Below are 11,888 nucleotides of genomic sequence, written 5' to 3'. Positions count from 1 at the left end.
CCGCGCCGATACTAGCCCCCTGCGGCCAAAAATTAAAGTGTTGTTAACAAAAAGAAATCGCCGCCCCGGAGAGGGCGGCGATTTCTTTGAAATTCAATAAGTTGAAGCAGGCAACTCTTGTTCAGCAATATCCAGCGGGAAAAACCTCAGAGATCCTGCTCGTACCTGACGTAAGGCACGGTGCCTTCTTCCTTGTCGCCGCTGTTGGGCGCGAACGGGTTCTTGCCACGCGTCACCACGTTTTCGGCGCCCACGGTGAGCTGTCCGCTCCAGGGGGTCCGCCAGGTCAGCCCGAGGCCGAGCCCTTCCCACTGGCCCTCCTGCTGCGGGGTGTCGATGACGCGCCCGATGATGCTGGCACCGAAGTCCCCGATGTCCGCACCCACGGTCACGCTCTGCGTGTTCCAGCGGTCGTTGAAGTGGGTGCTGACGGCGTCGGGCACTTCGCCGGCGGGGATCAACCGCGCCCGTGCCCAGGTCCCGCCGATGGAGACGGTGGCCTCGCGGCCAATGTTCTTCTGGCCGTATACGGTGAGCGTGTTCTGGTCGAGCTGCGCGCTGCGCCCGCTGGGACTCAGCCATGCCGGCAGGCTGTCACGGCCTTCCCCGACCGAAACCCCGATGCGGTTGCCGTTGCGCCCGATGCTGGCGCCGGCGGACAGCTGTCCCGAGCCGCTGCGTGCACGGGAGGGGTCCAGAGAGGCCAACATGCAGTGATTGGCCAGGTTGCCGATTGCGCCCGCCAGGCCGGTCTTTCGATCACACACCAGCCCGAGCGAATCGGCACCGGACCCGCCCAGGTTCACATCGATCAGGTTACGACCGAGCCGCCAGCGTCCCCCCGCAGCAGGCGCGGGCTCAAGCAGCAGCACTGCTTCCAGGTTGCCGCTCGCCTTGTTCCAGACCGGAAGCACGGTGCTGTCGGCGCGGGCCGAGCCGCCGGATTGCGCATGCGCGCCGCCTGCCAGCCCGAAGGCCAGCAGCAACGCAAGCGGCAATTGAAGCGATCGCGTGTTCATCCCGTTGCCCTAAGACCTGCAAAGGTCTTCTGAGTTCCCGTCCGAGTCGTCGGGAACTATAGGTGATTTATGTTTCTTTAACAATTGCCGCCGGTCGCCGGCAGCCCCCTCTATTGAACGCGCTCCGGGGCGGCCATCTGCTGGCCGTGGAGCGCCAACAGTCTCTCCACATCGGCCGGATCGAAGCTGTAACGCTGGCCACAGAATTCGCATCGAACCTCGGCCTGTCCATCGATCACCGCCGCGCGCGCCTCGTCGGCGCCCAGCGAGGCCAGCATCGAGGCGACCCGCTCGCGCGAACACGAGCAGGCGAACTCCAGCGGTTTGCGGCCCAGCACTTCCACGCCATCCTGGTGGAACAGGCGTTCAAGCAACGTGTCACCCGCCAGGTCGAGCAACTCGTGGGAGCGCAGGGTGTCGAACAGCGCACAGGCCCGATTCCAGCCATCCACGTCACCCTCGTCGCCGGGCAGCTTCTGCAGCATGAGTCCGGCTGCACGGTTTTCGTCGGCCACCAGCAGCAGCCGGGTGGGAAGCTGCTCCGATTGAATGAAGTAGTCCTCCAGTGCGCCGGCAAGCGTCTCCGAGGCAAGTGACACCAGGCCCTGGTAGCGCATCGGCTCCTGCGCACCGCGGGCGCCTGGGCGTGGATTCTCGACGGTGATCGCGAGTACTGCATCGGCCCCGAGGTCCTGGAGGTTGCGCGTCGGCAGTGCCTGGTCCGACAGCTGGACGATGCCCCGCAGCGTGCCGGCGCCGGTGCACTCGGCGAACAGCGTGCGGATGGCGGCGCGCGACTGCAGCTGCAGCGAGAGCCGGCCGTCGACCTTGGTGTGGCCGGTCAGCAATGCCGCGGCGGCGCAGGCCTCGCCGAGCAGCTCGGCCGCGGCGGCGGGGTAGTCCTCGCGCGCACGGATCTGCCGCCAGGTCTCCTGCAGGTGGACGCGCACGCCGCGCACGCCGGCGCCCAGGATCAGGAAGCGGGTCAGGCCATCGTGGTCGAGGGCAGCGGAAGCGGTATCGGTCATCGGGGGCCTTGGCATGCAACAGCAGTGATAATGGTCGCGCACTCGTGCACGGAACGTAGCGGAAGTGGGGGCTTTGGACGATGACGCAAGCAATGGGGCCGGGCGGTGCCCGGCGTTCCAGGGGGCGCAGGTTGGTCCGCGGGCTGCTGCTCGCGCCGCTGCTGGTGCTGCTGCTGACGGTGGTGCAGGTGCTGGTCCTGCGCTGGGTGGACCCGCCCTTCAGTGCGTTCATGGCGGCGCGCCAGCTGGAGGCGTGGCGCGAAGGCGACGGCGAATTCCGCCTGTCCCATGAATGGAAGGACCTGGAGGAGGTATCACCGGACCTGCCATTGGCGGTGATTGCCTCGGAGGACCAGAACTTCGGTCGCCATCACGGATTCGACCTGGAGGCGATCGAGAAGGCCCGGGCCAGCAACGCCCGCGGTGGCGCCACCCGTGGCGCCAGCACCATCAGCCAGCAGACCGCCAAGAACCTGTTCCTGTGGAGCGGCCGCAGCTGGGTGCGCAAGGGCATCGAAGCCTGGTACACGGTGTTGATCGAAACCCTGTGGCCAAAGAACCGGATCCTCGAGGTCTACGTCAACGTGGCCGAGTTCGGTGACGGCGTGTACGGGGCGCATGCCGCGGCAAGACGCTATTTCGGCCGCGATGCCAGCGACCTCACCGCGGCGCAGGCGGCCCGGCTGGCCGCGGTCCTGCCCAGTCCGCGGCGCTACAGTGCGGCCAAGCCTGGTCCGTACGTGCAGCGGCGCACGCGGGCGATCGAGCGGCAGATGCGCGCCATTGGCGGGCGCGCGCACCTGGCGGCGCTGGACTGAGCCGCTACCATGCCGGCCATGCCTCGAGACCTGCTCACTGTTGTCGTCGCCGCCTACAACGAGGCCGACAGCCTGCCGTTACTGCACCCTCGGGTCGCCGCAGTGCTGGACCTGCTGGAAGCACAAGGGCTCGAAGGGCGGATTCTCTATGTGGACGACGGCAGCAGCGACGGCACCTGGTCGCTCCTGCAGGGGATTGCCGCCGGCGATGCCCGGGTAGGGCTGCTGAGGCTGTCGCGTAATTTCGGCAAGGAGCTGGCATTGACCGCCGGACTGGATCGCGTCCAGGAAGGCGCGGCACTGATCCTCGATGCGGACGGCCAGGACCCTCCCGAGTTGATCCCCGATTTCGTGCGGCTCTGGCGGGACGGCTTCGACGACGTCCACGGCACCCGGGTCGTGCGCGATGGCGAGGGCTGGTTGAAGCGCAGTACCGCGCATGCGTTCTATCGCCTCATGGGCCGCCTGTCGCGTACCCCCATACCGGCCGATACGGGGGACTTCCGCCTGCTTTCCCCGCGCGCGCTGGCAGCGCTGGCACAGCTTCGCGAGCGCCACCGGTTCATGAAGGGCCTGTTCGGCTGGGTGGGCTTCAAGCGCACTTCGATCGGGTATCACCGCGAACCGCGGGTGGCGGGCTCCAGCAAGTTCAATTTCTGGCGACTGTGGAACCTCGCGCTCGAGGGCATCACCAGCTTTTCCACCGCGCCCCTGCGCCTGGCCACGTACCTGGGCCTGGTTACGGCGACCGTGTCGTTCCTCTACGGCGCATGGGTCATCACCAAGGCGATGATCTGGAGCGACCCGGTGGCAGGCTGGCCGACCATGATGGCGGTGATCCTGTTCCTGGGCGGCATCCAGCTGATCGCGCTGGGCTTGATCGGTGAGTACCTGGGTCGCTTGTACGAGGAGTCCAAGCAGCGCCCCCTCTACCTGGTGGATGTCTGGCAGCCGGCGCCCGGGGTATCCTCCGGCGAGTCCCGTGTCGGAGGAGCCGTCCATGCGCACCGTGCGACAACTGCTGGAGGCGAAGACGCCTGAGATCTTCGCGATCGGACCGGACGCACCGGTCGTCGATGCGATCCGCCTGATGGCGCAGAAGCACATCGGAGCGGTGCTGGTGATCCAGGGCGGCAGGCTGGCCGGGATCCTGTCCGAGCGCGACTACGCACGCAAGATCGTGCTGCAGGGACGATCCTCGGCGACCACGCCGGTCGAGGCGATCATGACGCCCGAGGTCGTCACCATCGGGTTGGACGAAACCTCCGATCGCTGCATGCAGGTGATGACCGAACAACGTATCCGCCACCTGCCGGTGGTCGATGGGGGCGAGGTGGTGGGCGTGGTCTCCATCGGCGACCTGGTCAAGGCGGTGATCGAGGACCAGCAGGTCGAGCTGGAGCAGCTGCAGCGCTACATCGCCAGCTGACGTTTACCGTGCCGCCTGTGCGGCGCGGTTTCATTTCGCGTACTGCCCTCCGCACGCCGCGTTCTCGCCCGGCCCCAGCTCCAGCGTGGCCAGCAGTCCGGCCGGCGGCGCGATGCTGGCCAGGGTCAGCGCGATCGCCCCGCGAAGGCCCATCCGCTTGAAGTCCGGACGGATCACTGGGTCGGCGAAGCTTCCGGTCACCACCAGCGGGGACCGCAGCGACAGCAGGCTACGGTCCTTGGGGCGGGGCTTGACCAGGAGGTCCAGGCGCTCGTCGCGCAAGCTGATCGTTCCCGATCCGACGAGGATGGTGTCGGACGTATCGAACGCCAGCGCCCGCGAGTGCATGACCCCGTCCTTGACGCTGAAGTCGCCGAAGGCGCAGCGCACCGGGATCTGCCGGTCCTGGGTCAGCTTGAACTTGATGATCTCGCCCAGGTCCAGCCCGGCGAACTCCATCAGCAGGTTGCTGATGCGTCCCGCGCCCATCCCGATTGCCACGTCGCCGTTACTGGTCGCCAGCATTCCGGCGACCGAGTTGCCATGGCCGGCCAGCGTGACCCTGCCACCAACCTTGCCGACCGCATCGCGGGCCAGCTCCACCTTGGGCAGCAGCTTGGACAGCGTGAGGCCGCGGGCGTGGATATCGGCACGCGTCCGGATCGTGTCTTCGCGTGCGTCCATCTGGATGGTCGAGCGGATGTTGCCGTCGGCCACGCCGAAGTCCAGTGGATCCAGTCGCAGCACGCCGTCTTCCAGCAGCAGGTGCGCGTCCATGTCCTGCAACGGCCAGCCCGGCGCCTTCAGGCGCGCGGCGCGAAGCCGAACGTCGGCATCCATGGCGCGCAGCTTGTCCAGCTCGTAAGGCGCGTCCGGGAGGATCCGCCCGCTGCGGGAGGGCACCTTGGGGCCGTCGCCAGCCGAGCCCGCGCCGGAGGGGGGCGAGCCGCCGATGAAGCCGGCCAGGTCGTCCACGTCCAGTTGCCGGGAGCGCAGGTCGGCGCGCAGGAACGGGCGCTCGCCGGACGGGTCGACACTGGCATCTCCCGCCAGGTCGCTGTCGCCCACCTGGCCCTTGAAGCCGGTGTAGTCCCAGCGCTTGCCTTCCCGGCCGAGGGTCCCATCCAGGGTGTAGGCCGGGGTGTGCGGAGTGGCGATACCGAACACGCGGTAGAGGTCGGCAAGGTCGTTTCCCGCAAGTTCGAACTGGAGCTCGAAATCGCTGAAGCGGAACGGGTTGACCAGTGCCCCCCGGGCGTGTGCGCGGGTGGGGCCGGAATGAGCGCGCAGGTCGATCCGGTACGGCCGCTCGCTGTCGCGCAATGCCAGCGGCGATTCCGCGTGGCCCTGGATCTCGAAGGGTTCGCCCTTCCAGCGGCCGTCGCCGGCAATACCCACGGGGGCGTGGCCGGCGTCCCCCTGGCGGCTGACCACGGCCACGTCGACGCGGGTGTCGTTGGCGGCGTCGAGGTAGTGCAGGCGGCCGTCGTCGATGCGGATGGCCCCCAGTTCCGGGCCGTCACCCCCGCCATCGCCCAGGGTCCAGTTGCCCCCGGGCTCGGCGCCGGTTTCCAACCACGCCTCGGGCCGGACCAGCCGGAGGCGGGGCACGCGGACGGTGCCGGAGAACAGCGCCGGCACGTCGAGGCTGAATTCAAGCAATCGTGCCGATGCCATCTCGTCGCGGTCGGACCATGCCGCGTTGCCGAGGGTCAGGTCGGCGACCCGCACCGTGGTGATCCGGCCGAGGTCCACGTCCAGGTCGCCGCCGATGTCGAAACTCCGCCCGGTGCGTGCCTGGACCTGACGCTCGATGGGCCCGCGCAGCCAGTTCCAGTCCCACAGCAGAACCAACGCCACCACGCCGGCCATTACAACGCCCAGCGCGGTCAGGACCGGGTGCGCGCGTACCCCGTCACCCAGGCGGTGGACGAACAAAGCCGGGCGCGGATCGGATCCGGCCCGGCTTTCTTCGGGTGGCGATGCGCTCATGCGATCGCGTCCCGGTCCTGGCGTGTCAGTCGGCGCGGCAGGTGTAGCTGCCGCCCTCGTCCTGGAGCAGCGTCCCGCCTTCCGAGTCGCCGGTGAACTCGAGTGCCTCGCCGGTGAACACCGCGGTGATCTCACCGGCGGACCGCGAGAGCGCGACCTCGCGACCGTCGGCCAGGGTCACCTGGGCGGTGTCGCCGTCCACGGTGACGCGGTGGTCGTCATCGCAGCTGTAACTCGCCGCGTCCAGGCGGACGCCGGGGCCCGCTGCGTCGTCGGCAGCGTCTTCCATCACCACGGGAGCCGCATCAACGTCGGGTTCGAGGTCGGAGTTGTCGCGGCATGCGGAGAGCGCCAGGACCAGTGCCAGCGTCGAGAGGGACATCATCGGGATACGCACGGGGGTCTACTCCTGCGGGTTGCGGAAGGCCCACCATCCCGGCGTGGCGGTCAAGCGCGGGTGAATGGGCCCAGTGGCCGACCCGCAAGGCCGCAAGCGGCGCCGGCGTGGCCCGGCCGATGCCGCGTTGTGGACTCCCTCAGGCCGGACTGCGCACGTGGGCGAGCACCGACACGTAGTGGCACACGCTGCCCGCCACCACGAACAGGTGCCAGATCGCGTGCGAATAGGGCACCGATGGCCGGTGGTAGAAGACGGTGCCGAACGTGTAGCACACGCCACCGGCCAGCAGCCATCCGAAGGTCCAGCCATCAAGCGAAGCAAGCAGGGGTTTGATGGCGACCAGGACCAGCCAGCCCATCGCGACATAGATGCCGGTCGACAGGCCGCGGAACCGTCCGGTGAAGAACAGCTTGAACACCACGCCGGCCACCGCCAGGGTCCAGATGGCCGCGAACAGCCCCCAACCCCACGGCCCGCGCAGGCCGACCAGGGTGAACGGCGTGTAGGTGCCGGCGATCAGCAGGTAGATCGCACAGTGGTCGAATACCTTCAGCCGGCCCTTGAGCACCGGGTGCCGTACCGCGTGGTAGAGGGTGGAGGCCAGGTAGAGCAGCAGCAGCGTGCCGGCGAACACGATCGCGCCTGCCAGTTGCCAGCCGTCGCCATGCAGCGCCGCCAGGGTGACCAGCACCGCGCCCCCCGCAAGTGCCGCGGCCGCACCCAGCCCGTGCGTCAGCGCATTGGCCAGTTCCTCGCGCAGGTGGTGGGGATGGGGTTTGCCCGCCGGGGGCGGGTGCCCGATTGCATCCTGGCCGTGGAGAGGGGCGTTGGGCTTCATGGGTCGATCCTAACGTACGGGTGCGAAGGGTCCGGGGCCGTATCATCCGCCGGTTCCTTTCCATGCCGGCGGCACATGATCATTTCCCACGAGCACGAGTTCGTCTTCACCGCGATCCCCAAGACCGGGACCCACTCGGTGCGCCAGGCGCTGCGCGAGCACCTCGGCGGGGGCGACCTGGAGCAGGTCGGGCTGTTCGTCAACAAGCGGTTTCCGTTCGAGGAGCTCGCCCGGATCAGCCACGGCCACATTTCGCTGCAGCAGGTGAGGCCGTACATGGGCGAGGACGCGTTCGCCCGCTACCTGAAGTTCGCCTTCGTGCGCAATCCCTTCGACCGGTTCGTCTCGTACTGCGCCTTCATGACGCGCGCCAACGACGCCTTCGTGCAGAACCCGCAGGCGGTGATGCACCACCTGCTGTTCGTGCAGCCGCCCGAGCAGCACATCCTGTTCCAGCCTCAGCACACGTTCCTGGTCGACGGGGCGGGGGAGTTGCTGTCGGACATGGTCGGGCGGGTCGAGGACATGCAGGCGTCCTACGACGCCATCTGCGCCCGCATCGGGATCCCTACCGCCACGCTCGAACAGGTGAACACTTCGCGTCGCGGCGGGTACCGGGACTACTATGATCCGCGTGCGCGGGACGAAGTCGCGCGGCGCTACGGCAGGGACCTGGAACTGTTCGGATACGAGTTCTGACATGCACCCCAACCCCCGCAAGACCCATTCGGTCCGCCGCCTGGGCCCGGTGGACATCACCGCGCTCCGCCAGGCCGTGCTGGGCATCGACGAGGCCCGCTGGGACGCGGAAAACGCCGACAAGCCCAACCGGTTCGAGGCGCTGGACCGCACCCGCCACATCGTCTTCCGCTTCGTCAGCAACTTCCAGGACTGGCGCCAGTCGTACGGCCGGCCACTGTGGGACGAGTGGAAGCCACTGCTGGAACCGGTGATGGCGCACGCGGTGCGCGACTACGGGTACGCGGATGCCGCTTTTCCACGGGTCATGCTCGCGCGCATGGCGCCGGGCGGAGTGATCAAGCCGCACCGCGACGCCAACCCTGCCGCGAAGTGGCCGCACAAGATCCACGTGCCGCTGTTGACCAACGACCAGGTGACGTTCTACGTCGACGGGGTGGGGTACCACTTCCCCGAGGGGGAGGCCGTGGAAGTGGGCAACATGGCGGTACATGGGGTCCAGAACGCCGGCGACACCGACCGCATCCACCTGATCTTCGAGTACTACGACCGCCAGCAGCCCGAGCCGGAATGGCTGGCCCAGCTGGGCAGCCAGCCCGGCTGATCCGCGGGGCGCTGCTGCCCCTCCCGCTCAGTCCACCGCCACTGCGTGGGCGTGCTCGCGGGTGGCCAGGAAGGTCACGTCCGGTGCGCGCTCCTGCGCCAGCTGCAGGTTGATGCGCGTCGGGGCCAGGTAGACAAGCTGGCCGGCGGCGTCTTCGGCCAGGTTCATCGCGTTCTTGTCGCGGAACTCTTCCAGCTTCTTGGCGTTGTCGCAGCGGATCCAGCGCGCGGTGGCGACGGAGACCTGTTCGAAGGTCGCGTCCACGCCGTACTCGTCCTTCAGCCGGTAGGCGACCACGTCGAACTGCAGCACGCCGACCGCGCCCAGGATCAGGTCGTTGCTCATCAGCGGCTTGAAGAACTGGGTCGCGCCTTCCTCGCTCAACTGGGCCAGGCCCTTCTGCAGCTGCTTGAGCTTGAGCGGGTCGCGCAGGCGCGCGCGACGGAACAGTTCCGGCGCGAAGTTCGGGATTCCGGTGAAGGACAGCTTCTCCCCTTCGGTAAATGTATCGCCGATGGAGATGGTGCCGTGGTTGTGGATGCCGATGACATCGCCGGAATAGGCGGTCTCTGCGATCTCCCGGTCCGACGCCATGAAGGTCAGCGCGTTGGCCAGCTTCATGTCCTTGCCGGTACGGACGTGGAAAGCCTTCATCCCGGCCTCGAACCGGCCAGAGCAGATCCGCATGAACGCCACCCGGTCGCGGTGTTGCGGGTCCATGTTGGCCTGGATCTTGAAGACGAACCCGGTGAGCGTGTCCTCGGTCGGCGCGACCTCGCGCGTGGTGGTGTCGCGCGGGCGCGGCGGCGGTGCGTGCTCGACGAAAAAGTCCAGCAATAGCTGCACGCCGAAGTTGTTGACCGCCGAGCCGAAGAACACCGGCGTCTGCCCGCCACGCAGGTAGGCGTTCTTGTCGAACGGGTGGCTGGCGCCCTGCACCAGCTCCAGCTCGTCGCGCAGTTCGGCCAGCGCCTGCTCGCCGATGCGCGCGGCCAGCGCCGGATCCTCGATGGACGGGAAGATCGTCGAGTCCTGCCGGGTGAAATTGCGGCCCGGCTCGTACAGGTGAACCTCGCCGCTCACCAGGTGGACCACGCCCTTGAGCCGCTGGCCCATGCCGATCGGCCAGGTGATCGGCGCGCACTGGATGCCCAGCACCGATTCGACTTCGTCCAGCAGGTCGATCGGGTCCCGCCCCTCGCGGTCGAGCTTGTTGATGAAGGTCATGATCGGCGTGTCGCGGAGCCGGCAGACCTCCATCAGCTTGATCGTGCGTTCCTCCACGCCCTTGGCCACGTCGATCACCATCAGCGCGCTGTCGACCGCGGTCAGCACCCGGTAGGTGTCCTCGCCGAAGTCGGCGTGGCCGGGGGTGTCGAGCAGGTTGACGGTGCAGCCCTCGTACGGGAACTGCATCACCGAGGAGGTCACCGAGATGCCGCGCTCCTTCTCCAGTGCCATCCAGTCCGAGGTCGCGTGGCGCGCGGCCTTGCGGCCCTTGACCGAGCCGGCCATCTGGATCGCGCCGCCGAACAGCAGCAGCTTCTCCGTCAGCGTGGTCTTGCCCGCGTCGGGGTGGGAGATGATGGCGAATGTGCGGCGGCGAAGCGCCTGCTGGGATACGTCGGACATGGCGATGACGCGCGATGCGCGTCCGGATGGGCTCGGGGGCCGCGCAGTATAGCGGCGCGGCGCGGCGGCGATGTCCGGGCGCGATTCCCGGGACGAAGGCGCCGGTGCGGCGGTCCGGCGCGAAGTGCGAGCGGGGTCACGCAACGCCCCTTCAGGGTGACCGCAACGCGGCCGTTACCTCTTCCAGGTCGATACGCCGAGGAGTGGCCGTGTTTATTCTGATCGTGGGTGGCAAGGGTGCGCGCGCCGTCGAGTTCGAGCAGGCGCTGGCCGATTTCGGACTGGACTGGGACGTGCAGTGGCAGCCCGACCCCGAGGCGGTGATGGCCTTGCCCGACGACCGCCCCCCCGATGCGGTGGTGGCCGAGCGCGACCTTCAGGGCGTCTCGGGTCCGGACGTGCTGGCCCGGGTGCGCTCGCGCTACCCCGAGGCGGTGCGCATCCTGCTGCTTGACGAGGGCGACGGGAGTGGGGTCGAGCAGGTACTGGAAAGCGCGCATCGCCTGTTGCGCAAGCCACTGGACGCGGGCGAGCTGATCGAAGCGGTGGAAAGCGTGATCGAGCTGCGTGAGCTGCTCGACAACGAATCGCTCAAGGAGGCGATCGGCAAGGTCGGCGCATTGCCACCGCCGCCGCGGCTATACATCGAAATGACCCAGCTGCTGGGTGACCCCGACACCACCACCGCCGATGTCGCGGAGGTGCTGTCGCAGGATCCGGCGATCGCGGCCAAGGTGCTGCGCCTGTGCAACTCGGCCTACTTCTCCGCCGGGCGCGTGATCACCGACATGCGCACTGCCGTGACCCGGCTGGGCCTGCAGACCATCCAGCGCCTGGTGCTGGCGGCGGAAGCCTACAGCGGTGCCGGCGGCGTCAACGGCATCGATCGTGATGCGATGCAGGAACGCGCACTGCGTACGTCGCGGCTGGCGGCCCGGCTGCTGGGTGGCCCCAGCGCGGAACTGGCCGCAACGGCGGGACTGCTGGCGGAAGTGGGCATGCTGCTGCCCGATGTGCGTATCCCCGGCCGAGTGGCCGAAGAAGCCGCCGCGGGAGACGGGCAAGGCCCGCACTACGCGGAAGCCGGTGCCTACCTGTTGGGCCTGTGGGGGCTGCCGATGCCGATCGTCGAGGCGGTCGCCAGCCACCACCAACCCGGTCGGATGCGGATGTCCGGGTTCTGGGTCGCCGGCGCGGTGCACGTGGCATCGGCCCTGGCCGGTGGCACGGAGGTGGACGAGACGTACCTGCGCTCGGTCGGCATGCTCGACAAGCTGCCCCGTTGGCGAGCGATGGCAGAGGAGCAGCTGGCCGAGGCGGCGTAACGATTTCCTGTAGGAGCGGCTTCAGCCGCGATCGAATCTCTCAATCCCTTTGTAGGAGCGACGTAAGTCGCGAACTCGCCAGTCCTCGGAACTGACGGTCGCGA

12 protein-coding genes are annotated in these 11,888 nt (G+C 68.1%); 6 read left to right on the top strand and 6 right to left on the bottom strand.

Annotation, left to right across the window (positions count from 1 at the left end):
* Positions 1–146: 146 nt before the first annotated feature.
* Both ACJQWL_RS04835 and hslO read right to left on the bottom strand, forming a co-directional pair.
* On the bottom strand, positions 147–1,019 hold the full coding sequence (locus ACJQWL_RS04835) for an XOO1806 family protein (protein ID WP_330967455.1): 873 nt from the start codon (positions 1,017–1,019) through the stop codon (positions 147–149).
* 110 nt (positions 1,020–1,129) lie between these two features.
* On the bottom strand, positions 1,130–2,047 hold the full coding sequence (gene hslO / locus ACJQWL_RS04830; protein ID WP_330967456.1) for an Hsp33 family molecular chaperone HslO: 918 nt from the start codon (positions 2,045–2,047) through the stop codon (positions 1,130–1,132).
* Positions 2,048–2,139: 92 nt separating this feature from the next.
* On the opposite strand from hslO, the gene mtgA reads away from it, so the two are divergent.
* From mtgA to ACJQWL_RS04815, 3 genes are read left to right on the top strand one after another with little or no spacing between them, the layout of a single operon-like run.
* Positions 2,140–2,865: a monofunctional biosynthetic peptidoglycan transglycosylase gene (gene mtgA, locus ACJQWL_RS04825; RefSeq protein WP_411300769.1), complete on the top strand. Its 726-nt coding sequence runs from the start codon at positions 2,140–2,142 to the stop codon at positions 2,863–2,865.
* 18 nt (positions 2,866–2,883) lie between these two features.
* Positions 2,884–3,906, top strand: a complete 1,023-nt coding sequence (locus ACJQWL_RS04820) for a glycosyltransferase family 2 protein (RefSeq protein WP_330967458.1) — start codon at positions 2,884–2,886, stop codon at positions 3,904–3,906.
* Entirely contained in the window at positions 3,866–4,294 is a 429-nt protein-coding gene (locus ACJQWL_RS04815; RefSeq protein ID WP_330967459.1) for a CBS domain-containing protein, read from the top strand. The genes ACJQWL_RS04820 and ACJQWL_RS04815 overlap by 41 nt, the downstream gene beginning before the upstream one ends.
* 30 nt (positions 4,295–4,324) lie before the next feature.
* On the opposite strand, the gene ACJQWL_RS04810 is transcribed toward ACJQWL_RS04815, so the two are convergent.
* The 3 genes from ACJQWL_RS04810 to trhA form a co-directional block, all read right to left on the bottom strand.
* Entirely contained in the window at positions 4,325–6,286 is a 1,962-nt protein-coding gene (locus ACJQWL_RS04810; protein WP_330967460.1) for an AsmA family protein, read from the bottom strand.
* Positions 6,287–6,311: 25 nt separating this feature from the next.
* Positions 6,312–6,683 (bottom strand): hypothetical protein, encoded by a 372-nt coding sequence (locus tag ACJQWL_RS04805; protein ID WP_330967461.1) that lies wholly within the window; start codon positions 6,681–6,683, stop codon positions 6,312–6,314.
* Between the two features lie 139 nt (positions 6,684–6,822).
* Positions 6,823–7,524, bottom strand: coding sequence for a PAQR family membrane homeostasis protein TrhA (gene trhA / locus ACJQWL_RS04800; protein ID WP_330967462.1), 702 nt, complete (start codon positions 7,522–7,524; stop codon positions 6,823–6,825).
* Between the two features lie 75 nt (positions 7,525–7,599).
* Between trhA and ACJQWL_RS04795 the strand changes: the two genes are divergently transcribed.
* Positions 7,600–8,223 carry a sulfotransferase family 2 domain-containing protein gene (locus ACJQWL_RS04795; RefSeq protein ID WP_330967463.1) on the top strand — a complete coding sequence of 208 codons (624 nt, stop codon included), beginning with the start codon at positions 7,600–7,602 and terminating at the stop codon, positions 8,221–8,223.
* 1 nt (position 8,224) lies between these two features.
* Positions 8,225–8,827: an aspartyl/asparaginyl beta-hydroxylase domain-containing protein gene (locus ACJQWL_RS04790; protein ID WP_330967464.1), complete on the top strand. Its 603-nt coding sequence runs from the start codon at positions 8,225–8,227 to the stop codon at positions 8,825–8,827.
* Positions 8,828–8,854: 27 nt separating this feature from the next.
* On the opposite strand, the gene ACJQWL_RS04785 is transcribed toward ACJQWL_RS04790, so the two are convergent.
* A complete protein-coding gene (locus ACJQWL_RS04785; protein WP_330967465.1) occupies positions 8,855–10,459 on the bottom strand; it encodes a peptide chain release factor 3 in 1,605 nt (534 codons plus the stop codon).
* A gap of 209 nt (positions 10,460–10,668) precedes the next feature.
* Here ACJQWL_RS04785 and ACJQWL_RS04780 point away from each other — a divergent pair, with 209 nt between their 5' ends.
* Positions 10,669–11,784 carry an HDOD domain-containing protein gene (locus ACJQWL_RS04780; RefSeq protein ID WP_330967466.1) on the top strand — a complete coding sequence of 372 codons (1,116 nt, stop codon included), beginning with the start codon at positions 10,669–10,671 and terminating at the stop codon, positions 11,782–11,784.
* The last annotated feature ends 104 nt before the right edge of the window (positions 11,785–11,888 follow it).

Source organism: Novilysobacter viscosus, assembly GCF_046600715.1.
Classification (GTDB): domain Bacteria; phylum Pseudomonadota; class Gammaproteobacteria; order Xanthomonadales; family Xanthomonadaceae; genus Lysobacter_C; species Lysobacter_C viscosus.
This window is presented reverse-complemented; position numbering and strand designations above follow the sequence as displayed.